This window comes from uncultured Paraglaciecola sp. (assembly GCF_913020055.1).
Taxonomy (GTDB): domain Bacteria; phylum Pseudomonadota; class Gammaproteobacteria; order Enterobacterales; family Alteromonadaceae; genus Paraglaciecola.
Map to the genome: position 1 here is coordinate 1 of NZ_CAJWCF010000066.1, position 26,064 is coordinate 26,064.

At 40.8% G+C, this 26,064-nt stretch carries 23 protein-coding genes; 8 read left to right on the forward strand and 15 right to left on the reverse strand.

Annotated features, from left to right (window positions below; all coding sequences use genetic code 11):
• Nucleotides 1–88 precede the first annotated feature (88 nt).
• From QZ488_RS14190 to raiA, 3 genes are all read right to left on the reverse strand, one after another.
• On the reverse strand, nt 89–994 hold the full coding sequence (locus QZ488_RS14190) for an oxidoreductase family protein (protein WP_366509041.1): 906 nt from the start codon (nt 992–994) through the stop codon (nt 89–91).
• 175 nt (nt 995–1,169) lie between these two features.
• Complete coding sequence (locus tag QZ488_RS14195; RefSeq protein ID WP_293749894.1) at nt 1,170–1,460, reverse strand: EF-hand domain-containing protein; 291 nt, start codon at nt 1,458–1,460, stop codon at nt 1,170–1,172.
• Between the two features lie 209 nt (nt 1,461–1,669).
• A complete protein-coding gene (raiA, locus tag QZ488_RS14200; protein WP_293749896.1) occupies nt 1,670–2,026 on the reverse strand; it encodes a ribosome-associated translation inhibitor RaiA in 357 nt (118 codons plus the stop codon).
• 196 nt (nt 2,027–2,222) lie between these two features.
• On the opposite strand from raiA, the gene QZ488_RS14205 reads away from it, so the two are divergent.
• The gene (locus tag QZ488_RS14205) at nt 2,223–3,062 is read left to right on the forward strand and encodes a DUF2797 domain-containing protein (RefSeq protein WP_293749899.1); all 840 of its coding nucleotides are present in this window, start codon (nt 2,223–2,225) and stop codon (nt 3,060–3,062) included.
• Nucleotides 3,063–3,169: 107 nt separating this feature from the next.
• On the opposite strand, the gene QZ488_RS14210 is transcribed toward QZ488_RS14205, so the two are convergent.
• Entirely contained in the window at nt 3,170–4,150 is a 981-nt protein-coding gene (locus tag QZ488_RS14210) for an SDR family oxidoreductase (RefSeq protein WP_293749901.1), read from the reverse strand.
• A 182-nt stretch (nt 4,151–4,332) separates the two neighbouring features.
• On the reverse strand, nt 4,333–4,983 hold the full coding sequence (gene lepB, locus QZ488_RS14215) for a signal peptidase I (protein ID WP_293749903.1): 651 nt from the start codon (nt 4,981–4,983) through the stop codon (nt 4,333–4,335).
• A 223-nt stretch (nt 4,984–5,206) separates the two neighbouring features.
• On the opposite strand from lepB, the gene QZ488_RS14220 reads away from it, so the two are divergent.
• The 3 genes from QZ488_RS14220 to QZ488_RS14230 are packed head-to-tail and all read left to right on the forward strand — an operon-like array spanning nt 5,207 to nt 6,904.
• Complete coding sequence (locus tag QZ488_RS14220) at nt 5,207–5,791, forward strand: hypothetical protein (protein ID WP_293749905.1); 585 nt, start codon at nt 5,207–5,209, stop codon at nt 5,789–5,791.
• A complete protein-coding gene (locus QZ488_RS14225) occupies nt 5,791–6,414 on the forward strand; it encodes a sigma-70 family RNA polymerase sigma factor (RefSeq protein ID WP_293749908.1) in 624 nt (207 codons plus the stop codon). Before QZ488_RS14220 ends, QZ488_RS14225 begins: the two co-directional genes overlap by 1 nt.
• Nucleotides 6,404–6,904, forward strand: a complete 501-nt coding sequence (locus QZ488_RS14230) for a zf-HC2 domain-containing protein (protein ID WP_293749910.1) — start codon at nt 6,404–6,406, stop codon at nt 6,902–6,904. Before QZ488_RS14225 ends, QZ488_RS14230 begins: the two co-directional genes overlap by 11 nt.
• 130 nt (nt 6,905–7,034) lie before the next feature.
• Here QZ488_RS14230 and QZ488_RS14235 read toward each other — a convergent pair whose 3' ends face one another.
• Nucleotides 7,035–7,250: a hypothetical protein gene (locus QZ488_RS14235; protein WP_293749912.1), complete on the reverse strand. Its 216-nt coding sequence runs from the start codon at nt 7,248–7,250 to the stop codon at nt 7,035–7,037.
• 182 nt (nt 7,251–7,432) lie between these two features.
• Here QZ488_RS14235 and QZ488_RS14240 point away from each other — a divergent pair, with 182 nt between their 5' ends.
• Entirely contained in the window at nt 7,433–8,140 is a 708-nt protein-coding gene (locus QZ488_RS14240) for a hypothetical protein (RefSeq protein ID WP_293749913.1), read from the forward strand.
• Between the two features lie 24 nt (nt 8,141–8,164).
• Nucleotides 8,165–9,376, forward strand: coding sequence for an alpha/beta fold hydrolase (locus QZ488_RS14245; RefSeq protein WP_293749914.1), 1,212 nt, complete (start codon nt 8,165–8,167; stop codon nt 9,374–9,376).
• 50 nt (nt 9,377–9,426) lie between these two features.
• On the opposite strand, the gene QZ488_RS14250 is transcribed toward QZ488_RS14245, so the two are convergent.
• The 7 genes from QZ488_RS14250 to QZ488_RS14280 all read right to left on the reverse strand — a co-directional run bounded on the left by QZ488_RS14250 (nt 9,427) and on the right by QZ488_RS14280 (nt 19,083).
• On the reverse strand, nt 9,427–9,954 hold the full coding sequence (locus QZ488_RS14250; protein ID WP_293749916.1) for a hypothetical protein: 528 nt from the start codon (nt 9,952–9,954) through the stop codon (nt 9,427–9,429).
• Nucleotides 9,955–10,027: 73 nt separating this feature from the next.
• Nucleotides 10,028–10,939 carry a M14 family metallocarboxypeptidase gene (locus QZ488_RS14255; RefSeq protein WP_293749922.1) on the reverse strand — a complete coding sequence of 304 codons (912 nt, stop codon included), beginning with the start codon at nt 10,937–10,939 and terminating at the stop codon, nt 10,028–10,030.
• 130 nt (nt 10,940–11,069) lie between these two features.
• Nucleotides 11,070–11,477, reverse strand: coding sequence for an ACT domain-containing protein (locus QZ488_RS14260; RefSeq protein WP_293749924.1), 408 nt, complete (start codon nt 11,475–11,477; stop codon nt 11,070–11,072).
• Nucleotides 11,478–11,511: 34 nt separating this feature from the next.
• Nucleotides 11,512–12,039, reverse strand: coding sequence for a hypothetical protein (locus tag QZ488_RS14265; RefSeq protein WP_293749926.1), 528 nt, complete (start codon nt 12,037–12,039; stop codon nt 11,512–11,514).
• Nucleotides 12,040–12,220: 181 nt separating this feature from the next.
• On the reverse strand, nt 12,221–14,488 hold the full coding sequence (katG, locus tag QZ488_RS14270; RefSeq protein ID WP_293749928.1) for a catalase/peroxidase HPI: 2,268 nt from the start codon (nt 14,486–14,488) through the stop codon (nt 12,221–12,223).
• Nucleotides 14,489–14,895: 407 nt separating this feature from the next.
• On the reverse strand, nt 14,896–18,015 hold the full coding sequence (locus QZ488_RS14275) for an efflux RND transporter permease subunit (protein WP_293749930.1): 3,120 nt from the start codon (nt 18,013–18,015) through the stop codon (nt 14,896–14,898).
• A gap of 3 nt (nt 18,016–18,018) precedes the next feature.
• A complete protein-coding gene (locus tag QZ488_RS14280) occupies nt 18,019–19,083 on the reverse strand; it encodes an efflux RND transporter periplasmic adaptor subunit (protein WP_293749932.1) in 1,065 nt (354 codons plus the stop codon).
• Between the two features lie 97 nt (nt 19,084–19,180).
• On the opposite strand from QZ488_RS14280, the gene QZ488_RS14285 reads away from it, so the two are divergent.
• Both QZ488_RS14285 and QZ488_RS14290 read left to right on the forward strand, forming a co-directional pair.
• The gene (locus QZ488_RS14285) at nt 19,181–19,723 is read left to right on the forward strand and encodes a hypothetical protein (protein WP_293749934.1); all 543 of its coding nucleotides are present in this window, start codon (nt 19,181–19,183) and stop codon (nt 19,721–19,723) included.
• Nucleotides 19,724–19,871: 148 nt separating this feature from the next.
• Nucleotides 19,872–21,632 carry an acyl-CoA dehydrogenase family protein gene (locus QZ488_RS14290; protein ID WP_293749936.1) on the forward strand — a complete coding sequence of 587 codons (1,761 nt, stop codon included), beginning with the start codon at nt 19,872–19,874 and terminating at the stop codon, nt 21,630–21,632.
• 73 nt (nt 21,633–21,705) lie between these two features.
• On the opposite strand, the gene QZ488_RS14295 is transcribed toward QZ488_RS14290, so the two are convergent.
• Both QZ488_RS14295 and QZ488_RS14300 read right to left on the reverse strand, forming a co-directional pair.
• Nucleotides 21,706–22,272, reverse strand: a complete 567-nt coding sequence (locus QZ488_RS14295; protein WP_293749938.1) for a hypothetical protein — start codon at nt 22,270–22,272, stop codon at nt 21,706–21,708.
• Nucleotides 22,273–22,344: 72 nt separating this feature from the next.
• Nucleotides 22,345–26,064: ExeM/NucH family extracellular endonuclease (locus QZ488_RS14300; protein ID WP_293749940.1), on the reverse strand; the 3,720-nt coding region annotated here is incomplete at its 5' end.

The window sequence follows — 26,064 nt, forward strand, 5'->3', positions numbered from 1 at the left end:
AAACTTCAAGGCAAACGCCTCGGTATCCAAATAAATGACCTCAGTCTCGAGGACGTATGAAAGATCAACAGCCCCTAAATTGCTTACACTAAATTGATGCTAGCGCAAAATCTGTTTGTTTTTGCATGTAAGGATTGATTTTATAGTGACCGGGATTCCAGCCTAATAAAAATCGATAAAAATCTGCCCAAGCTATAGGGTATAATTTGCGCCACTCTTGTTCTAAATCGTTAAAATCCACTTGTATTTGATAGTGATGAAGTGCTTTATTAAACTGCAAAAAATACTCATCCAAAACGGTTTTTTCGTGTTTAACTAAATCATCCTGATTGAGACACGCCCCTAGGAAGTATACCAGATCTTTTACTCCTACCCCTTTACCCACATATTGAAAATCTACCGCGGCTAAGCGACCAAGGTCTTGGTCATCGGGAAAACAAAAATTAGCCAACTTCGCATCACCATGCACCAAAGTCTGAAAACGCGCATTATTCAATGCAGAGTCAAACACCTGAGCCGCCTCTTTTAATTTTCCCGCTTCCATCACCTTTAGCTCTTCTTGGCGAGTAGCCAGATACCAATAAGTGCCAATAGGCCAAAGGTCTGAACAGTCTTGTTGTAAAAACCTTGCGTGAAAATAGGCCAGCCACTTGATGCCTAACATCACATCTAACATTGACGCTTTATTTTTACGTAACGAAAAACCGGCTTGATCTAAATCCTGCAAGATTAATAGTTGTTGTTGGTTTTCTGAAAAATCCGCCAACAACTTGGGCACTACCCAATAGTCATCAGTCAATGCAGCATAGTTTCGATAAAAGTTAGCTTCAATTTGGTAGGACTGTAATTTACGTTGATGACCGGTTTGAGTATTCCAACCTCTAGGGTGAACTGACTCCAACGGCGGTGAAATATGTTTAACGATAAAGGTGCTATTGTGCCTAGGACTTAGGTAACGAGCAATCTCTCCATAGCCACTCCAAAGGGATTGCACTGTATGCAAATGACTAAGATCAGGATCAGAAAAATGGGATTGAAGTTTGGCTAAAACGTTGATGTCTGGTATCAGCTTTGGCTAAATGTTACAGATATCTTAACGTAAACCGAAACACCTAAAAAGGACTAACAAAGGGCGACTCACTTAAAGTCGCCATTTCAACTAACAATGCTTACCTTTTGCGACGTGGTGGCTTATGGCTAGTAAATTCTTCTTCGGTTAGTACCCCGTCACCGTTTGTGTCAATATGCCCAAAAATAGTCGCATGTTCGTTGTTTGGTAGCTTACTTTGTTCAAACTCCGTAAGGGTAACAGAACCGTCTCCATCTAAGTCCAACGCCGAAAATTGTGGGCGTTCATGTGTAGACTTATTCTTCTGCCCACGCTCTTGCGCATGAGTAGACAGGCTTACAGTAAGTCCAATCACACAACAAAGTGAAAATAATTTTATTGAGTTATTCATTTTTACAGCCTTAACCAAATTCATAATATGACCTGCACGTTAAATTAAATAGGGGTAAAGCTTACCGATAATTCAAACAAACAATGTGCAAGAAACTGGCAAAGAATGTGTAAATAAAGTGCAAAAGGCAGGGCTAGGGTAAAAGGTGATATTTTGATTAGCGCTCAAGCTATTAAGATTAACTTGAGCGCAATGAATAATAGAAGGGTTTAGGTTAAATCCATACCTTGAATAATTTCATGAGCTATTTCTGGCGTGGTAACACTAGGCTTTTCATGCAAATCACCTTTTAACTGTCCTTTACGATGTTTAAGTGCTGCATCTAATTTTTTACTTGCTTGAGCAATGGCTGGGTACATCACTGCACCTTTACCTTTGACCGCAATACTGGTGCCTTCGTATTTAGTGGCAACCTCTGCACTATATTCACCGTGTTCTTTAGTCACAATGATATCGATAGCGATTAGGGTAGGGAAATGACTGGCTACTTTAGAAAACTTGAGATTAATATCTTCTTTAACTGACTCTGAGATATCGCAATGATGACCTGAAACATTTATTTTCATAGATTTTCCTCTTTGCTCTGATTTACGTTTTTTTTGTCCTACATATACAGCTTGGGTCATGTTGCCAATAAAACAAGGAACAACCTATATAAAAAACCATACTTGTTGATATTTTTCGTTTGCCGCAAGATCAAACGAACAATTTTGTGCTAAATTCGCCACAATATTCTTATGAACATTGTTGGACACTATTTATATGACCTTGTTTCAAGGCAATACCCGCAAAATGCACGTAACGACTAATTCTGACAATGTTGCCCAATATGCACTGCCTATTGGCGATAACAAAATCGATATGAATGCGCTGATTGGCCAATCACTAAAAGTTAGCTATGGCGGCGAAATACATTGTGTACATTGCGCGGCTAAAACAAAGAAGAGTTTTAACCAAGGTTACTGTTACCGCTGTTTAATGAAATTAGCCCAATGTGATACTTGTATTATTAAGCCAGAACTTTGCCACTACGAACAAGGCACCTGCCGAGAGCCAACTTGGGGCGAAGCAAACTGTTTATCCGACCACTTTGTTTATTTAGCCAACACAGGCACGATCAAGGTAGGCATAACTCGCCATGTGACAGACGGAGTGTCTAGCAGATGGTTAGATCAAGGTGCTACGCAGGCCATTGCCATCATGCGCGTCCAAAATAGGTTAACCAGCGGCATGGTTGAAATGGCCTTTAAAGAGCATATTGCTGACAAAACCAATTGGCGAACAATGCTCAAAAGTCAGCCCGAAAAGGTCGATTTAGTGGCGTTAAAAGAGTCGTTACTGGAACAAGTTGAAGGTGATCTAGACGAAATTATTGAGGAATATGGCTTTCAAGCTATCGATATCACCGATACCCCAGCCATAGATATCCATTATCCCGTGGAGCAATACCCCGAGAAAGTGAAGTCGATTAACTTAGATAAAGAACTGACCTTTGAAGGCACCTTGCTGGGCATTAAAGGTCAATATCTGATGTTAGATGGCGACCGTGTTATCAATATGCGCAAATATTCTGGATATAATTTACAGATAGAAACGGCCTAACTGCCAATAGATACAAATACGCTTGTTAACCAACTTATTCCTATTGCGCGTCACACTCAGATAAGTGCGCGCGCCATTAGGAATAACCTTGATTCCGGCACTGTTAGTTACTTTGCAGCGGCTTTATTCTTTGACATTTTGTCAATTTCTTCATCCAACATTTCAATCAATCTTGCGCGATCAAACTGGTGAACTTGCCCATTGTTTAGCTCTAACATCTTGCTAATTTGACGACGAATGGTGACATCAGCCTGGCCTACTGTCGCGGTCACCATATATCTAAGCTTTGGCTCATCACTTTGCATGATGTGCAAAGCAGCTTGAGCGACGTCGATTGGATCCGCACCTTTCTCGACTTGAGTTAGGCCTGCGATCATGCCATCACGTTCTTGTACATATTGGCTGTCATCAGTCCAATAATTTGTATCCTTGAGTAATTTATTCGCGGCATTACCAATATTAGAAGCGTAATTACCCGGCTCGATAACATGCACACTCACGCCAAAACGGGTCATTTCTTTAGACAAAGCATCCGTATAAGCTTCAATAGCATGTTTACTCATACTGTAAGCGCCAAACATTGAACTAGAGAGTATGCCTGCAATAGACCCAGTAGTGGCAATACGCCCTTTGCTTTCGATGATCAAAGGAGCAAAAGCTTGAGTGACACGAAATGGCCCAAGTACATTTACGTCAAATTGATATTGTAGTTGCTCAACGGGCAGCTCTATCATAGGCCCAAACACGGCCACACCTGCATTGTTAATCAAGCCATATAAACCACGGCCTTGTTCTTTAACAAAAGTCACGGCAGCGTCAATTTCATTTTGATTACGCACATCAAATTGCACAGCGGTAACATTTTCCATTGCGTTCATCACTTTCATTTCATCTTTATGCAACACGCCAGCATAAACAAAGAAACCATTTTTACTTAATTCTTGGGTCATTCTCAATCCAAGCCCTGAACTAGAGCCTGTCACCAATACTGCTTTTTGATGTGCCTTTGCTTCACCGTGATGTGCGCTGTGCCCATTAAAACTAATGAACAAAGTCATGCTTAGTAGAATAAGTCCGAGTCGTCTCATTGAGATTCCTTTTGTGATTTTTATTGAGGTGGGATGTCATACAGTTTTATGACCTGTAATGCGCATCAGTATATTGCAAACAGGGCTCACGCTGCATTTACATCTACTATAAATAAACATTAGCAAGGGCTATTGATAACATCCCCTGCTAATGATCCAACTGCTTATCTTGTAAATCCCCTTTAAATCAGGGGTATATTGAACCTCTCTGTTCGAGGGATATAGTAATTTTCAGGGTTTAGTGAGACTAATATTTTTTTAGCTCTACCTTGAATCTCAATGGCAGGTACAAAGCCATAATATCGAGAGTCGGCACTGTTATTTCTGTTGTCACCTAATACCAAATAATGCCCTTGTGGCACTGTCACTTCTGCAAAACTATCTCTAGTTTCAGCTACGGGTAAAAACTGCACTACATGCTCAACGTTGTCTAAATGTTCGGTTTTTTGAAAGGTGTTTTTTCTGGCTGAATAGGTAACTTCTACACCGTTAATCGTCAACCTATTTTGTGACATGGCAACCCGATCACCTGGCTCTCCAATTAATCTTTTAACTAATCGATTACCGGCTTTTTCAGAATTGAAGACGACAATATCGCCTCGTTTAGGTTCACCCGTTTGCATAATTTCGATATCGGTAAAAGGCACTTCTAATCGATACGCCATCTTATCTACAAAAATTCGGTCGCCTTCGACAATGGTTGGCAACATTGAACCAGTAGGCACCACATACCAATCAGCAAAACTGCTTCGTGAAGCGAACAACACCAAAGCAAATAACACAATGCCCCAGTTTTCTTTTGCTAATTTTTTAAACGAAGTATTGAAATTCATAATTTACTTATCCAAAAGAGTTGTGAGGTAATAAGACCAAAAAAGTAGATAAAAGTTTATGCGCAGTTTGTAACCCTTTGTGTCTAGAATTCGGTACAAGAAATAACTATCTAGATGTGTAATCAGAAAGTTGAGAAATTAATATCCAATTATTTGTCGAATATAAATGAACTAGTTATTTTGTATGGTTACTTATGGTCAACATTAACAGAGAATATTTAAAATGAATTTTTATCATGTAGCTATATTAGCTAGTATTTTAACGTTAAGTTCACTACCAACTATAGCTAAAGACGTTCTACCTGAAGGCTGGTTTAAAGCAGGAAGTGCTCCTTCTGACTACAAAATGGGCGTGGATGTAGATATTACTATTGATGGAGGTAAATCAGCATATATTGAGGCAGATAATGCAGAATCGAATGGTTTCGGTACGTTAATGCAGAACTCTAGCGTTGAAAGCTATTTAGGTAAACGTGTTCAATTGACTGTACATATCAAAACGTTGGATGTGACTGGCTGGACTGGCGCATGGTTTAGAATCGATGGAGAACAAATTAAACCCTTAGCTTTTGACAACATGAACAATCGAGCAATTACAGAAACCACAGAGTGGTCAAAATATACGATGGTTCTAGACATACCAAATAACGCAACAAACATGGCTTATGGTTTGCTGCTCAATGGAAATGGCAAAGTATGGTTTGATAACTTAAGTTTTGAAATTGTTGATAAGAACACCCCAGTAACTGATCTTTATGCATCAAAAAATCAAAATAAAACTAAAAATTTGAGTTTTGAGAACGATTAGTGACTTCGGTGTTTAAAAGGAAGGTAGATAACTCAATAAAAGATAGTCCAATTCGTAATCAGGATTTGGATGAACCGTCAGATGAGACATTAATCCGTCAATTTTCGAACGGTTCAAGAATTTCTTATGAACTCCTTGTTACTAGATACAAAAAGAGGATTTTTGAATTCATTTACTTTCAAATAAAACAACATAAACATGACGCAGAAGATTTAACGCAAGATGTATTTATTGAGCTTTACAAGAAAGCAGAAAATTTTCGACATGAATCCAAATTTTCGACATATATTTTTTCCGTAGCAAAGAACATTGTGCTTAATTATTTTCGAGCTAAATATCGATTTTTTTCCTTATCCACGTTGTTTAATAAATCGGAAAAAGTTGAAGTTTCGAACATGCAAGAACAATTGATATATGAGGCAGATAAACAACAAATTGTTCGTGCTTTAAATATTTTAAATGCAGACGAGAGGCAAATAATTTATCTATGTGATAAAGAAGATTTTAGCTATTTGCAAATTAGTGACATATTGAACATTAAAGTAGGAACTGTTCGCTCTCGACTTAATACAGCTAGAAAAAAGGTTATTAAAATTTCAAGAGAAAATGCTGATGAACTGTAAAGATATTCAAATAAATTTAGGCGACTTCGTTGATAATGAATTGAACGTTGAAAGACGCTTAATGATTAAAGAACATATACATGAATGTAAGCAATGTTTTCTAAAAATAGAGCGTGCTCGAGCGCTAAAACAACAATTTAAAAGTCTTGATGTACCATCATTAAATGATAACTTTGAAGTAAAACTACAAAAACGAATAAATGAAACTAGTTCTAGAGATAGTTTTAGTAAATTTTTACCACTTGCTGCTTCTGTAGCATTGATACTTTTTATCGTTCCTGTAACCCATTTTTCAACATTCCAGCCTCAATTGAATGTAAATAATAAATTTATAACTGAACTTGAATCAATAGGAAAAACGGCATCTAGTGAGTATGAAAATTTCCATAAATGGACTCAATTAGTTAACTCAGAACAAAGCTTGAAGTGTGGTAACTCAATGTCAAAAAAATATTGTTCTCAAGATATTGAATATTTATCTGAAATATAAAACTGAACCTTAATTAATATACTGACCGCTTTTCATATACAAAGGTCGAATAGAGCTTGGAACATGTTATTTTGAGTGCTAACTCACTTATTACAATATTTGTATGTCTCATACTTACCAGAAAAAAATTTCATACCTCTTCACCACCATATTTACTGGCTAGATCATCAAGTTCTGAACAAGTGTAATCGAACCCTTTACCATCAAATTCATAGGTGATTTTGACGGAATCTGAGCCATGAAATAATTTGGCTTTAACTTCGGCTACTGACCAGTGTTTGAGCTCATTTAAAAATCGATTGGCTAATTGTGCTCGTTCAAAACGATAACGAATTTCTGTTTGCATACTGAAGACCTGCTTGTCGTTGAGAAGGCGTCTTTCCGAGGTAGAGCAGTTTGGACATTTTTACAACTTAGTCAAGATACTAATTGTCTGTTCAAGCTGAATCATTTAGCCTTAATTTGTAAGATTAATAACGATTCATCCTAACAATCTGATCCATCAAAAGCAGTTCATAAGGATAAGACATGAAAAATCATATTATTGCATCAATGGTGCTTAGCCTGAGTTTATCCGCTCAGGCGGTAACCGAAAGCACAGCCAATAACGGTAACCTAGTGATGCAGGACGTTCCTGCAATTCCCAAGGAGATAGTCGATAGTCTCAACCGTTATCAAAATGTACGCTCTGCACCTTTTCGCGACTTCAGCCAAGACGGTAAAAGCATTTATATTTCGACGCGGTTTGGTGATGTAAGCCAGTTACACCGAGTTGACAAACCTGGGGGCGCTCGACATCAAATAACTTTTTTTGATGAGCCAATTGGCTCGATAAGTCGTCAACCTGATGGCGACATGATTGCCTTTACTATGGATGCAGGGGGCAGTGAATATTCACAGATTTTTGTCCTTGACCCGAAAACCGGTGACAGCAAAATGTTAACCGATGGTGAGTCCCGTAATGGTGCGATTAGCTGGAGCGATAAAGGTGGCAAAATAGCGTACCAAAGCACTAAACGTAATGGTCGTTCAAATGATTTATGGATGCTGGACACCCAAGCACCTGAAAAAAGTCGTATAGTGCTTGAGTCCACTGATGGCAGTTGGTGGGGACCGGTGGATTGGGATAACAAAAACCTAAACCTATTAGTACAACAATATACCAGCGCCAGTGACTCTAAAGTTTATGCTCTGGATTTAGACTCAGGTAACAAAACCCTACTTGACGGCAGTTAAGACAATCCAAGTGTTAATTATGCCTTGAGTTATGGAAAGAATGATAAGGGGTATTTTTTAACCACTAACCAAGATAGTGAATATCAGCGCTTAGCCTATAGAGATTTCACTTCTGCTGAGCTGACCATTATCACTAAATATATTAATTGGAATGTCAGTAATTTCACTTTAAGTAAAAGTGGCAAGCGCGCCGCCTTTACTGTGAATCAAGACGGAATAAGTCAGCTATACCTACTAGACACCAAAAACTTTAAATACCAAGCAGTGCAAGATGTGCCTATCGGTTTGATTAGTGGCTTAACCTTTAGCCCAGACGATAAACATCTCGCTATGAGCTTAAATACCTCACAAACGCCTAGTGACAGCTTTGTATTAAGACTAAAGCGTTCACCGACAAAATATGAAGAATTAAGTCGATGGACATACAGTGAAGTAGGTGGACTTAATACTGAGCTTTTTGTGGTTCCTGAGTTGGTGCGTTTTGAATCGTTTGATAAACGCCAAATACCAGCCTTTGTATATAAACCTAATAAAAGTGGCCCCCACCCGGTAATTATTAGTATTCATGGAGGTCCAGAAGGGCAAGCCAGACCTTACTTTAGCAGCAACACTCAATTATGGGTAAACACACTCGGTGCAGCCGTAATTACTCCCAACGTACGTGGTTCTGCTGGCTACGGTAAAGAATATATTGGCCTAGATAACGGTTTTAACCGGGAAGACTCTGTAAAGGATATTGGCGCCCTATTGGATTGGATTGCCAGCCAACCTGATTTGGATGCTAGTCGAGTGGCGGTAATTGGTGGCAGTTACGGAGGTTATATGGTGCTGGCTAGCGCATTACATTACAGCGACCGTCTAAAAGCTGCGGTTGATATAGTGGGCATATCTAATTTTGTCACTTTTCTAGAAAATACCAAAGACTATCGCCGCGACTTAAGACGAGTTGAATATGGCGACGAAAGAATTCCAGAAATGAATTCTCATTTGCAAGCTATCAGTCCTAGCACCAATGTGCATAAAATCAACGTGCCATTATTTGTAGTGCAGGGACAAAACGACCCCAGAGTGCCGGTAACAGAAGCTGAACAGATTGTTAAAGCCATGCGGGATAGTGATAAACCAGTTTGGTATATGAATGCCTTAAATGAAGGCCATGGTTATCGCAAAAAAGAAAATCGAGATATCTATCAGCAAGCAGTAGTGTTGTTTTTTCAGCAGAACTTGCTGAATTAAATAAAAAGTTGAGTGAGCACTCCATTATTAGTGCTCACTCAAAGCATTGGCTAGTTTTCCAATGCCTCTCGGACTTCGTTCAGCGCCTCAACCGAAAAGCCTTGATCGTAAAAATAAACAATAGTGCCTTCTTTGTTGAGTAACATAACCCGCGCATTGTTAGGGTTTAGGTTGCCAGTAAAGCGCTGCACTTTATCGCCATCGGCATACACTGTGACCACACCTTTCCACAACTGCTTGGGTATGCCTTTACGCATACCGCCGTCGATAAACCCACTAAACATACGAGGCAACATGCCTTGAATAGTAGGGATCTCATATGTGGCTACTTGGGTTTGAGTCATATCAAGGCCTATCAACCAACGGTCAATATCAAACTGCGAGTCTTGTTTGTAACCAAACAGTAATAGGGTTTCTTGGCCAATAAAGTCTTTAGGGATCACCACTGTGTTACCTTCCAAACTTTCGCCTGTGGCTTCAACCATGCTGCCACCAATGGTCACTTGGCTAGGGTATTCATAATTTGCACAGCTACTAAACACTATTACAAACAGCAAAAACATAGAAAATTGTTTCATCACATCAATCACTTATTTTCATTAATTAAGTAAGTTACGGTTTTACATGCCAAAAGGATTCATTGGTTAGAGATTAAATGTCTGCGACAAAATCTAATGCGCCGGTAATAGCTGCAACTTGGGCTTGAATGCAGTTTTCAGCATCCACTTTCGGACTATCTGGGTACACTTCTGTAGTACTCACAAACTCAGCATCAGTGAGTCCTGCACATAGGCCTAAGGCTTTAGTCGCATAATTAATCACGCCCTTTTGCTGAATAAGTTCGCCAATAATTCTTCTACTCGCATCGGCAGGTGCAATATGGGTTACTTTTTCAACAGACTCAATAATAGCTTTCTGCAATTCAGGGCTAGGTTTTAAGGTATCACCCACAGTATAAAAACCATCGGGAATAGCCCATTCTTTATGTTCTACCGCGTCTCTTGCACCTAACGCGGGGCGAAATTCAGAATTATCGGTATCTGTGGTTTCATGTAAATCGATGTGCATTAAGAAATCCAAACCAGAGACCAACTTCATTAAAGCAGCTGACTCAGGAGCAGGGCTATTTGCATAAAATGAGCGGTTAGGATCAATCGCAAGAGGGTTCCAACGATTGATGGTTTCGTAAGCCCAAGGGCTGACACAAGGTACAATCATTAGATTAAATCTGTCGTGATACGCTTTGGCGGCCGATGCAGCAAACCTCAAAGCACCAAACACACCACTGGTTTCATAACCATGTACACCTCCTGTTATTAGCACATTGGGTTTCGACTTATCCCAACTCGGGCTGCCTAGGGAAAACAAAGGGTAGGTACCAGCGGCATAATCTAAGCTGGCATATTGCTCAATGTCGAAGTGGCTGGCTAACACATCTAACTGACTCAGCACATCATCAGCATAAGAGCGTTTCACCTTTTGTACCGCTAACCACTGGGCTTTTTCGTTGTCCTGCCATTTTTGTCCAACTTGACCAATTGGGTATGCGTTATTTGCTGTCATGTGGTTGCTCTTGTTATCAGATTGTATGGCGGGATTATGTCGGTCACTTAGGCTGAATTCAACTTATACGAACCATGAGGAGAAACAGCAAAACTAAATACATTTAACTAGTTGGCTTTTTAATCATCTACTACTCGCAATCTCTGGCCAACTTTTGCAGGCAGGATAAAGCTTGATTTGCCTTAGCAATGGGTACAAATATATGGTCATGATAATAAGCCGCAACGACATTGGCACTAATATTTTCACGAGTAAGAGCAGCTGACACCGCAGCCGTTAGCCCAACTGCGTCAAGGCTAGAATGCACATTGAGTGTGATGCACTGAAATACACCTTCATAAGAAAGGCCTGAAACATCGGCATTGGTTTTAGGCACAATAACCGTCAAGCCTTCTTTTTCGTAGAAAGTACCAAGGGGCGCTAGCTCAGCAACAGAAACCTGGCTATCTTTCTCCAATGAAGCAAACACATACTCTGATTCACTCAAAACGGGCTGCATAGAGCCAATCAGTTTATTTAAATCTGTTTCACCCGACATGTGTACTCCTTATATTTTGCTATTAGTAAAAAAATTATATCCCAACCTGCTTAAACATAACCATTATGTCTTGCTCTAGCTGCTGCTCCCATTCTTGTTTTTTACTGGCAACCAACTGCTCAAGTAATGGTTTGATGGCCACGATTAATCCATCACAATTCAAATTGGCTTCTGGTACAGGCACAGACACTTCAACATTCGCCTTTGATTCAGGTGGATTAATTACCGGCTCTATATCCAACCTAGCTTGAGTGACCATTTCAGACGAACAATTAAGTAGGATTTTTTGCCCTAAAAATTCTTTGTTTACTTGCCCGGTCATCAGCACTTTTATCGGTACCGTTAAACTTAAATATTTGTGTGTACTAGAAAATACAGCGCCACCTATTTTATTTACCGTTAAATCATAGGTACCCATTTTCCAAGGAGTAGCTTTTTCTTGGTGCAATACTTGGGGCAAATGTTTATCTACCAAAGCCACTATCAGCTTGTCCGTCACACTTTGTGCGTGGGTTTTTAGCACACAGAAAAATAACAAGCTTAGTGTTAATAAAACTTTCATTTTTGTATCTCAATTTTGGATTTTGGTGATTTACAAGAACCTATGTTTTGCTCTAAAAATCAATCTACGGGGGACTATTGGCTGAAATGATACATTGAATTGATTGGTAAGGTTAGCGTTTGAAATAAATTAAGTGGTGGTTAAATCTGTTAACCACCACTTAATCACAATGAAGCCTGAATTATCTATCTAAATTCATCACCTTAGTCCACGCCTTAACAAAGTCATTTACAAACTTTTGTTTAGAAGTGTCATACGCATATACTTCGGCCACTGCCCGTAGTTCCGAGTTAGAACCAAAGATTAAATCAACAGAGGTGGCTGTCCATTTCTTTTGACCCGTTTTACGGTCTACACCTTCGAATACACCATCAGTATCGGCTTTTTTCCACATGGTTGACATATCCAGCAAGTTCACAAAAAAGTCATTGTTTAATGTGCCGGGTTTGTCGGTCAATACACCATGTGCTGCTTGGTTATGATTAGCATTCAGTGCGCGTAGACCACCCACTAACACCGTCATTTCTGGCACTGACAAGTTCAGTTGATCAGCTTTATCAACCAACATCTCTGTTGGCGATTTATAACTAGCTGAAGCGTTAAAATAGTTACGGAAACCATCTGCATTCAGTTCTAGCAAGCTAAATGAATTCACATCAGTTTGTGCTTGGGTTGCATCACCTCTACCAGGAGTAAAAGGCACAGACACTTTAAACCCAGCGTCTTTTGCTGCTTTCTCGATAGCAGCTGCACCGCCCAATACAATCAAATCAGCCAGCGACACTTTATCACTATTAAACAATCCGCTAGAGGTATCTTCTTGAATGTCTTTCAATACGTTTAACACTTTGGCGACTTCAGCAGGATTATTCACAGCCCAGTCTTTTTGTGGGGCAAGTGCAATACGTGCACCGTTAGCGCCACCGCGCATATCAGTACCACGATAACTTGCAGCAGAAGCCCAAGCCACGCGTACTAATTCTGCAGAAGTCAGGCCTGAATCTAAGATTTTGGCTTTAAGCTCCTTGACATCATCAGCATCGATATTAGATTGGCTTTCTTTTGCAATAGGGTCTTGCCAAATTTGGATATCTTTTGGCAGGTCTTTTCCGAGGAAATTACGCGGCGGCCCCATATCTCTGTGCGTTAATTTGTACCAAGCTTTGGCAAACGCTAAGCGATATTCTTCAGGGTCGGCCAAGAATCGCTCGGCTATTTTTTTGTATTCAGGATCAAACTTCAATGCTAAATCAGCAGTGGTCATCACTGGTGCATTAAACTTACCTTTAACATGCGCGTCTGGCACTATTTTATGTAAAGACTCGTCTGTGGGTATCCACTGAATAGCACCTGCAGGACTGCGAGTTTGTTTCCATTCAAAGTTGAGTAAGTTACTCAAATAGAGTGAAGTCCAACGAGTAGGTGCTTGAGTCCAAGCGCCTTCCAATCCACTGGTGGTGGTATCTTCAGAATGGCCTTTGCCACACTTGTTTTTCCAACCAAGGCCTTGTTCTTCAATACCTGCTCCAGCTGGCTCAGCTCCCATACAATCAGCTGGTTTACGAGCACCGTGCATTTTGCCAAATGTATGACCACCAGCGATAAGCGCCAGTGTTTCTTCATCGTTCATCGCCATGCGCGCAAAGGCAACTCGGATATTTTTGGCAGATCCTAGTGGGTCAGGTTTGCCTTTTGGCCCTTCTGGATTGACATAAATTAACCCCATGTGAGTAGCGCCAAGTGGTCGCTGCAATTTGCCATCTCTGTCTTCTCGGTCACTGGCCAGCATTTCTACTTCTGGGCCCCAGTAAACCAAATCTGGTTCCCAATCATCTGCTCGGCCACCAGCAAAACCATAGGTTTGAAAACCCATGTTATCTAGGGCTACATTGCCTGCTAGTACAATTAAATCCGACCAAGATAGTGATTCACCATATTTCTGTTTGATCGGCCATAAAAGGCGTCGTGCTTTATCTAAGTTGCCATTATCAGGCCAACTATTAAGTGGGTCGAATCTTTGCTGACCGCCTCCCGCACCACCACGACCATCAAGTGTGCGATACGTGCCTGCGCTGTGCCATGTCATACGAATGAAGAATGGCCCGTAGTTACCAAAGTCTGATGGCCACCAATCTTGAGAGGTGGTAAGTAATGCATCGATGTCTTTTTTCGCCGCGTCTAAATCAAGTTTGCTGAATGCCTTGGCATAATCGAAGTCAGCGCCATAAGGATTTGATTTAGCATCGTGATCTCTAAGGGCTGACAAATCCAGTTGATCTGGCCACCAAAATTGATTCGATCTTGGCTGACCTTCTTTAGTGCTGCCCGTTCCCACAGCACCTTTAGGTTTGGTCATTTCAGCCGCTTGCGTAAAGGCACTGCCTGTCATCAAGGCCAAACCAACCAAGCCCGCTAAGCTTGATTTTAAGAATACATTTTGTTTTTTCATTTTTATCTTCTCCACTCTAAACAATGAAGAGTCACCATATTTTTGATAACTCAGACAATTCTCCGTCTCTACTGACACATTCAACCACTCACACCTAAATTTCGCGTTTCAGAAATGAAGCAGCCAGTAAAAGTTGCTAAATACTTTAGTTAATAAGTGCTAAAACGTGGATTGAATAAAAACGATTTAGTTAATCGAAAAATAAGAACAAAGCATAAAACCAGGCAAAATCAGACTGTGTTTTTTGATAGAAAAAAGCTTAAATTTAGAGAGTAATAGAGAGAAGGAAGAGGAAAAAATCGATTAAAACGAACAGAGTATAAACGAGAATACTTGTGTTTAACTATCTGTTGAATAGAAGCTGTTGACCTATAGTGGCAACAGCCTCTTTCAAAAGTAGTGGTTAGTTAAGAAGGTTTGTTTTCCTCACCTTTACGATAGGTCATGCTCACTTCTAAGTCTGCTATTTTTTGCGCTCGTTCATTGGGTGAGCTGGTATGTCTAGCAAGTAAATAATAGGCTGTTGGCACGATATAAAGGGTTAAAAATGCCGAAACGGTCACTCCTGCGAATATCACCATGCCAATTACGGTTCTACTCTCTGCCCCAGCTCCTGTGGCTAAAACCAAAGGTAGTGAGCTAAAAATAGTAGTAAAACCAGTCATGACTATTGGCCTCAATCTTTGAGTAGCGGCTTTACGCAGCGCTTCTTCAAACTCTACTCCCGCATCCCGCAGTTGGTTGGCAAATTCAACAATTAAGATGCCATTTTTAGCCGCTAAGCCAATTAACATCACTAAACCTATTTGACTGTATATATTAAGAGTCATGCCGGAAAAGTACAAACCAATGAACGCGCCAACTAACGCCAAGGGCACAGTTAACATGATTACGAATGGCTGGATCCAATTTTCAAATTGCGCTGCTAAAACTAAATAAGTGATAGCCAGTGCTAAGACAAAAATAAATAAGATGGCGTTACCAGATTCTTGGAATTGCTGAGACTCACCTTTATAATCAATAGCCACTTCTTCAGGAAGCTCAGTTGCCACAATGTTACGTAAATATTCTAATGCTTCACCCACAGTATAACCATCGGCAAGGTTGGCACTAATAGTGATGCTACGCATTCTATTGTATCGATTGAGTCGCGATGACGTGGCATTTTCGCTTACACTCAATAAGTTATCTAAAGGGATTAATTTATTCGTTTGCGACGAACGAACATAAATATTCTCAATACTAGAAGGACTACGATAATCTTCTTCCCAGCCTTCCATGATCACATCATATTCTTGACCTTTATCCAGAAAAGTCGACACTCGTCTTTGGCCTAACATGGTCTCAAGGGTGCGACCTATATCGCTAATAGACACACCTAAATCTGCTGCTCGATTCTTATCAATATTAACCAATAACTGTGGCCAGGTTTCTTTGTAATCCGAGTCCATTCGAACCAATTTAGGGTTTCCTCTGGCCTTGGTTAATACAATGTCACGCCACTCAACGAGATCTTCATAGGTATTACCCTGCAACACAAATTGCACTGGCCGGCCTAATCCTCGCCCTCCAATTCCACTTCGCATGACAGCAAAAGCAGTGACGTCAGGAATAGTCACCAATTTACCACTGATTTCATCCATCAAATCAAAAGTCGATCCCTTTTTATCTGGGCCAATAGGTGTACCCACTATGGCAATACCAGCAGTGCCACCAAAGCCTGGCGTTCTGACTATGATACGTTCAGCTTCACCTGTTTCTGTATAAGGCAATAATATACTTTCAATCTTTTTCAAATTAGCTGCGTTTATCTCAAAACTAGAGCCCTCTGCACTTTGCATAAGTATAAAAAAGTTGCCTCGGTCTTCTTTGGGAACAAACTCACTAGGCAATATATCAACCAACTTAAATAACGCCACTATGCTGCCAATCACCAACAAGCTCATTAACCAAGGTTGATGTAAGGTAGTACCTAGACCGTTAAAATAGCCCGTTTCAATTTTACTAAATTTAGTATCTACCCAATGGGCAAATCCAGAGGGTTTAGTACGTTTTTTCAATAATTTAGAACACATCATGGGTGAGAGCGTTAAGGCAGTAACACTAGAAAAGGCAACGGCTGCTGCTATTGCCAAAGCAAATTCGGTAAACAACCTACCAATATTACCTTGCAAAAACACCAAGGGTACAAAAACAGAGATTAGCACTAAGGTGGTCGCTATGACCGCAAAGCCAACTTCTCTAGCCCCTCGATAAGCAGCTAGAAGAGGCGGTTCACCCATTTCGATTCGTCTGGATATATTTTCCAATACAACTATCGCGTCGTCTACTACTAAGCCTATCGCTAAAACCATCGCTAACAAGGTTAATAAGTTGATAGAGAAACCCAAGGCGTACATAACGATAAAGGCAGAAACCAGAGACACAGGTACGGTAACGGCTGGGATCAACGTTGCCCGTATATTGCCTAAAAACACATATATCACTAACACCACCATCAATATAGCAATGGCCAAGGTTTCATACACTTCGTTTATAGACGCTTCAATAAACACCGAGGAGTCGTAACTTGAAACAATAAAAATGTTATCTGGCAGAGTCTGTTCAATACGTTTAATTGCAGCTTTTGCGGCTCTGGCCACTTCTAGAGTGTTGGCCTTGGACTGTTTAACAATGCCCAGTCCAATCATGTTTACGCCACCCCCGCGAAATTCTGTCTCATCGTCTTCGGCGCCTAATTCCACTCTGGCGACTTCTTTGAGTTTCACTAAGTAACCATCGGCACTGGCCTTGATTGTAAGATTTGAAAAATCTTCCGGACTAAGAAAACTTCTGGCTACTCGGACTTCAAAATCACGGTCAACAGACTCAACTTCACCAGCGGGTAACTCGACATTCTCAGAGCGTATAACGTTCTCGATGTCGGTAACGGTAATATCTCTGGCAGCCATGGCATTTCTGTCGAGCCAAACCTTCATCGCATATCTGCGTCCGCCTCCTAATTGAACGCGCGCAACCCCTTCTGCAACAGACAAACGGTCGACTACAAATCTATCTGCATAATCGGTCAACTCCATCACCGATAGATTATCGCTTCTCAGGTTGTACCAAACGATAACGTTTTCGTCTGAATTTGACTTAGATATTTCAGGTGGTTCTGCTTGATCGGGTAGGTTGTTTAAAACTCGGCTAACTCGCTCTCGCACGTCATTTGATGCGGCATCAATATCTCTAGACAGGTCAAATTCAATACTAATAGAAGAGCGGCCATTACGGCTGCTAGATTCAATATTTTTAATACCTTCGATACCGCTAATACGCTCTTCTATTAACTGCGTAATACGCGTTTCTATAATAGAGGCCGAAGCTCCGGGATAATTAGTGTTAATCGACACTATTGGCGGGTCGATATCTGGATATTCGCGCAATGATAATAAACTGATTGAAACAATACCAAACACCACGAGTAGCAAATTAACAACGGATGCAAAAACAGGGCGTTTAACCGCAACATCTGAAAGTAACATGGCTTACTCCTTTATCTCATCAGCATTCAACACTTTGACTTTTGAGCCGTCCCTTAATTTTAATGCACCTTCGACCACAACCAGGTCACCCTCTTTTAAACCAGAGACAATTTGTACTATGCCTGGTTTACGTAAACCTATTTTCACTTGCGTTCTGGTTACCGCTTGGTCTCTAACAACAAATACAAATTGTTTATCTTCGATAGGTACCAAGGTTGCCTCTGGCAGTACTAACGTATTCAGTAACTTTTTCTGTAAATTAATCTGTAACAACATGCCCGGGCGTAGTTTAAAATCGTCATTGTTGATGTTGGCTCGAATTTGGATCGCTCGAGTAGCAGCATCAACCCTAGAGCCGATACTTAGTATCTGACCTGTAAACGTTTCACCTGGGTAGGCAATAGAAGTCGCACGGATATTTTGACCAATGGCCACACTGGGTAAGTGAACTTCAGCAATATTAAAATCGACTTTGAGAGTCGATAAATCATCCAAAGTGGTAATGGCATCACCTGGCCTAACTAATGCTCCAACACTCACTTGACGCAACCCTAAAACACCCTCAAAAGGCGCTCTTACTTGGAGTGCTAACATTTGAGTTTTAAGTACATTCATTTCAGCTATAAGTGCATTTACCTTAGCTTGTTGCTCATCCAATAACTGCTCAGACGCGGCATTCTTCTTGGCTAGGTTAGCGACTCGCTTTAATTGGCGGTTTGCTTCTTGTAAATCAACATCTAAAGCAGCTAATCGCGCTTTTTCTTCTAAGTCGATTAAAGTCAGCAATACTTGACCGGCTTTGACTCTGTCACCATCGTCAAAGAGAATATTCTGAACAATATCTGACGTTTGGGTAGTAATAAGTACAGACTCATTTGCTTTACCTGTGCCTAAACCTTCTACTACTACCTCAAATTCCTCCTCAACAGCTTGATGCACTCTCACTAACGTAGGGTTAGATTGCCTAGATTGCTGAGACACATCTTTTGGCAGGTACAAATACGCGACTAGCCCAACACACAAAATGACGGCAACTAGCAGAGGAGAAAACTTTAATCCTTTAAACATTGGACGACCTATTTAAATTTAGTACCGAAGAAGACCGTTACAGCAATGGCTAAATGACGAGTCTTAACAGTTAATGATGGAGAATAAGAGAATTAATGTGATAATACCTCATTCTGTGGCCACTAGAGTACGTATCATTTTGCAAAACAGACTATTTATCACCTTAGTATTTGTAACATTTTTTGTTTTAGGGTGCAGCAGAGAGCTCCCTGCAGAACCGATGTGTCGTACTAATGCACAATATCCAGAAACAGCTCATTCACCCGCGGCCTGTCTAATAAAATCTAACGGTAAATTATTGGCAATCAAAAGCCAGAATAAAGACGGTTGGCATTTACCTAGTCATAAACAACACCCATCAACCAGTGCACAATGCACAGCACATAAAGCAGTTTGGAAAACAACGGGACTAAATGTGGAAGTGGGTAAGTTACTTTTCACCGATCAAAATCAAACCCAATATTTTGCTTGTAATCTAACAGACGATTTTTCGCGCCAACTTAAGGTGTTTACCGTCCCCTCTTGGGCCAAACGTTCGACCAGCGACATTGAGTTAGTTAACCCATTTGAGACGCAACAAGATCAATGGATTAACGAGACCAATTTGATTGATGTGCGAGAAGCATATACGCAATTATAATAACAAACTTCGGCTAAAAGCAGCGAACATTCATGAAATCACTATCGCGATATCAACACGTTTAATAGTCATTACCTGACTTTTAGCAACCAAAACCGATAAATAGCAGTATAATGTCTACAATATTAGATTTTTAGAGATTATTTCTATGCCCGAGTACAGCGCCCCAATAAAAGACATGCAATTTATACTGCATGACTGGTTAAGCCTATCCGCACATTATCAAAAATTAGGACTAGAAGATTTTGATCAAGAACTGGTCAATGAAATTCTACTTCAAGGTGCAAAATTTGCTGAAGAGGTCATCGCTCCATTAAATCGAGAAGGTGACGAACAAGGCGCCAAATTAATTGATGGAAACGTCACCACCCCCGATGGGTTTGCAGAGGCTCATAAAGAATATGTAGCAAACGGATGGAACTCCATGTTGGGAAATGCTGACTACGATGGGCAAGATATGCCAAATACTGTTGCGGTGCCAGTGCATGAAATGCTCGATTCAGCCAACTTAAGCTGGCGCTTAACAGGCATGTTAAGCGAGAGTGCCATATTAGCCATTACTAAACATGCAAGCGATGAACTAAAAGCCACATATTTGGCTAAACTGATTTCTGGTGAGTGGGCTGGCACTATGTGTTTAACCGAACCACACGCTGGTACAGACTTAAGTTTATTAAGCACCAAAGCAGTGCCCAATGAAGACGGCAGTTTTAATATTACCGGCAGCAAAATATTTATCTCTTCTGGTGATCACGATTGGACCGACAATATCCTGCATTTGGTGCTTGCTAGACTCCCTGATGCACCTCCGGGGGTAAAAGGCATTAGTTTGTTTTTAGCTCCCAAGTTTCTGCCACTTGAAGACGGCGGCATAGGCCAAAGAAACGCAGTCACTGTGGGCAGTATTGAGAAAAAAATGGGCCTAAAAGCCAGCCCTACTTGTGTGATGAATTTTGATTCAGCCCAAGGTTTTTTAGTAGGCGAAGCGAATAACGGCCTCGCCTGTATGTTTACCATGATGAATGACGCTCGCTTTCAAGTTGGCTTGCAAGGCCTAGGCATTGTAGAAGCGTCTTACCAAGGTTCGCTAGCCTACGCCCGAGAACGTTTGCAATCTCGCGCTCCACAAGGCGTACAAGAACAAAACAAAAAAGCCGACCCTATCATCCACCAGCCTGACGTGCGCAGAATGTTACTGACTCAAAAAGCCATAGCCGAAGGCTGTCGTGCTTTAGCCTTGCTGTATGCGCAACAAATGGATATTGAACGATTTGGTGATGAACCCAACAAACATAAAGCCAAAAATGTAATTTCCTTTTTAACCCCAATCGTTAAAGGCTTTATGACAGATATGGCGACTGAGATGAGCAACCTAGGCGTACAAGTTTATGGTGGCCATGGATTCATTCGCGAATGGGGCATGGAGCAATTGGTGCGCGATGCAAGAATTACTCAGTTGTACGAAGGAACAAACGGCATTCAGGCTCTGGATTTGATCTCCAGAAAACTGGCTCGCGACAAAGGCACTATGCTGGAAGATACTTTTGCATTGTTTAGTAGCAAAATTGAACAAATGACAAATGTTGATAACCAAGTACAAGCCACCGCCCTTTTAGCAGAATGGTTTGCAACGGCTACTGAGCTAAAGCAGTTAAACACTGTTGATTTAGCCGGAACTGCATACGACTTTATGCACTACAGTGCTTATTGTTTGTTAGGGGTGATTTGGTTGAGCATGGCAGATACTGCACAACATTCAGATATCGATAGTATTAAAGCAGGCAAAACCAACACTTGTGCTTTTTATATGAAAAGATTGTTACCCAGAAAAGACGGTTTTAAAACCAACTTGTTTAATGGTGCTGAAGATTTGATGGTGGTCACTGATAGTGAGTTTGATTATCAGTAATTAACTACTGCTAATAGCTTAAAACAAAAAGGCGGTTGATGTAAATCAACCGCCTTTTTTAATGCTGTGTAAACTACGCTTTGCGGCGTAATCTCACTAATCCTGCTAACGCAATAGCAAACAAACCCAAAGTAGCTGGGGTAGACACAACTGAGATATTAGCTGAAGCTGAAGTATCAGTTTCAAGTGGACCAATAAGTAAGTTGTTAAAAGACTCACTAATAGAACGAAGGGATGTAGTCCCATAGTTCGTTGCCTTAAAAGTGAAAGTCCCTAATAAAATATCAGAACCTAGAGCCACTAAAGTAGGTGGAAAAGGAGGAATAGAAAATATAGGTGTAAACGTACCACCAAAAGAACTTTGTGCACCAAATAAACCACCTACACTAAAACCTTTTAGTTCGATAATACTATTATCAAAGCTAAGATCTAAATTAAAGTTTCCTATTCCATCTGCGATCCCTGTAGAACCTGTATCGGCATATAATTCAACGGTGAAAGTCTCATTAAGACCTACTTCTATATCATCTTCACTAAAAGATAAAATTACACCAGCCTGCACACTAAAGGCACTAAATATTAAGCTGCTAGCCAAAACCAAAGAACGAAACATATTTTTACCTAGAATTACATTTTTCATCGTAAACATCTCTATTGTTAAATTTTAATTTTGGCGGCTTGCTATTAATAAAAAGTAAGCCGCCGGTAAATATTACTGACCTAAATACAACTGATACCAAGCTTGTAAATCAGCATAAGTAATCGCACCGTCAGTATCATAATCAGCAATGGCATTATAGTTAGCATCACCAGTTGCACTGCCTAACATGCCATAAATAGCCATGTAGTCAGCAAAATCTATACTGCCATCTTGATTGACATCAGCATCTGTCTCAGGAGCTTCAGCAACTGGCGCATCAAACTGCAATGCAATCAAAACAGGATCATGGTCAGACATGCGGTATGCGTCATCTGCATAAAAAAGAGTGACATTATCAGGAATACTAAGATCATCAGGATTACCAGATGATTTATTCTCAACATTATAATCAATAATAATCGGCTCATCAGCGTTGATATGCCACTCAGTCACGTCCACCACTTTAGCCAAGGCATTGTTATTAGCTAACGCATGGTCTAGATAACCCAAAAGGCCTCTAAAGCTATATGAATACGCTTCAGCACCACCAAAATAATTCACTAGGTTGGTATAACCCGCCCCTTCTAGTGCGCTAATTGGATCTTCTTTCGCATAAGCATTTAAATCACCGATGATTAACGTGGCTGTATCAGGGTACTGAGCATCTAGAAACGCACTTAAAGCTTGTGCAGCACGAGTACGAGTGAGGTTACAGTTACCTTGACCGGTAGATGTATCATCGTCGCCTGCGCCACAACCCGAACCTTTAGATTTTAAGTGGTTAACACTGATAACTAGTGTTTCTCCATTTTCAACCAAAGCAAATTCTTGAACTAAAGATGGGCGGTTTTTAGTATCAACAAATAACACGACGCCATCTTCATCAGAGATAGAATTACTACTATCTAGAATTTGTGCGGCGCCAGCTAGTGATACAACACTCGGTTTATAAATAAACGCAACGGTAATCGCATCCGTGCCTATAGCAGCGCCAGGGTCAACAATAGAATAGGTACCCGCACCCATAATGGAATTGATCCCTGTAACCAAATCATCAATTGCTGAGCCTTCAGAGAAACCGTTATTTTCGATTTCCATTAAACCCACAATATCTGCGTCCATTGCGACAATCGCAGCAACCGTTTTTGCTTTTTGACGTTCAAATTCCAAATCGCTATCCGCTCCTCGGCAACTAGAACTTGCAGTTGGACCACAAACACTCCCAGAACCATCAATACCATTGAAGTAATTAAGCACATTTAAGCTAGCTACTTTCAAATTGCCTAAGTTCAATTCAGGTTCAGCAGTGCGAGGGTTGGTGGCAACAAATGTAGGATTTTGAGTGGGTATAACGCGGTAATCACCGAAGCTATAGTCCACAACACCTGTTAATGACGCAACAGTATCACCTAAACGTAATGTGTTAGACGCAGACAAACCACCAGTGGGGAACACAACAAGTTCTGGATTACCGGTGTTATCACCGTCATCTAACAAAATACGATTTAGTGCATTTGCAGCTGCTAGGTTATTTGCCTCATCTGAACCAGGAGCAAATACATTAGTCGGTGTGAACAAACGTTCAGTTGATAATGTAACTTGTCCAAAACGTCCTAAAGTAAAGTTATCAGTGACAACTAAAGCTTGTGCTGTAGACACTAACATACCTTCCAAAAACTCAGCTCCTGCTGCGTCTGCAAAAGGCAGAGATAAAGCAGAGGCTGTAGGCAAGGCATTTCCAATACTAATAACTTCAGGCGCTTCAGTTGTTGTTAACTGTGTGCGAGCATAAAATTCTGAAACATCCCCAATCACACTCACAAGGTCTCCAACAGCCGGTAAATCACCATCGTAGAAAACAAAGATCCCTTCTGACGTTGATGGGTCTGCATCGGCATCAGCATCTTCTTCTTGAACAAAGAAACCACCGATACCTGCAGAAGAAGCAGTCACTATACCTTCAATAAGAACCGTATCACCGACTAAAGGAGAAACATCGGCACTTCCTTGAACGCCACTAATTAACGTTGTTTCTTCGCAACAATCGCCTGGTTCTTCACCGTCTCCGCCGCCAAAACCACCAAAGGTTTGGCCCGTGTTGATATCACCAAAGCTGTCTGCACTAGAGCCAGACCAAACAAAGTCACTATATTCAAAGCCATCACCTGTTAACTGTAATGAAGAACCTACGGCTGCGTTGCTAGCCTCGGCAACACCAATATCATCACTGGTCATGCCATTGGCAACACCGTTGGTAGCCGTCATACTGCCCTCATAGCCTAAGAATTGCAGTACATTGCCAGAAGCATCAACCAAGGCTATTCCCTCTGGTGAACCATTTTGAAGGCCATTTTCAGGATAGGCGAAAGAAAGTGTTCCAAAACCATTTCCTTCGTTATCTATTTCACCAGATAGCCCAGTTGTATTATAAACAGCTCCACCGTTACCGTTGTACAACACTAAGCTCATACCGGTTAAATCAGTGCCTGCTAGGCCTGCAATTTCAATTGCTTCACCAGCATCTGTACCTGAATTATCATAATGAATTTCGTTTATGAAAGGGTCTGGCGCTACAAATGTTTGCTCTGTATTCACAGCACCAAAATTGTCGGCACTTGAACTAGCCCATACAAAATCACTAGATTTATAACCTGTACCTGTTAGTTGCAACGAAGTACCTATCGGGGCACTACTTACTTCTGCTGCACCAATATCCACACTTGTCATATTTAAAGCTGGGCCATTAGTAGCAGTAAAACTACCTTCATAACTTAGGAATTGTAAAACGTTATCAGATGCATCAACTAATGCTATCCCATCGGGACCACCGTTTTGGATACCACTAATTGCAAAAGACAATGTGCCAAAGCCATTTTGTTGGTTTGGTAACACACCAGACAAACCCACAAATTTATAAGTACCACCACCATTACCGTTATATAACACTATGCTAAGACCATCTAAATCAGTACCTGCGAAACCTGCGATTTCAATCGCTTCACCAACATCAGTACTACTATTATCATAGTGAATTTCGTTAATAAATACGCCGGCGTTACTGTTACCACCTGGAGTCGGTTCTGGTTCTGGCTCTGGTTCTGGCTCTGGTTCGGGATCAGGAACACTGCCATCAGTATCGCAATCGGCAGCAGGGTAAAGTATCTCTACCCAGCTCGGGTTATCAATAAAAGGGTTTCTGTTACCTTGCAACTGGTAGATTCTGTCATTACGTAACTCTTCAGACGTATCCACAGGGTCAGCTGTATTCCAAGCGGCTAATGTACATAACCAACCTAACTTACTTTCACTTGTGGTAGTGACTCGATTAACCAAAAGTAAGTCTGGCGTTGAATCTGAATCCGAACCTTCATAACGCGTATCCATGTAAAACATCATACGAGCGACGTCACCTTTGATGTCAGTTCTTGGTTCAAAAGAATCACCATCAATACGGTTAATTTCGCTTTCAGGAAGTGGTGCATCACTGTTGTCAAAATCTAAGTTGCCGCGAGAACTATTGATACTAATGTCTGTTGGTCTTAAATGATGAATGTCGGTATAAGCTTCGGTTGAAGAGCTTGAAAACCCATGACTTTTTGGCCATGAATGTTCACGGTTCCAATTCTCAGGATTAGCACTAGCAACATCTCCGCTACCGTTAGTTGATTTAGCTTGAGAACGACCGTCATACCACAAAGTGATATTATTGGTATCTGATGGGTCTTCATCGGTATAGGTTAATGACGTCCACACGTCGTCATAAGTTAAGTTTTTATGATCAGTGGAAATAAT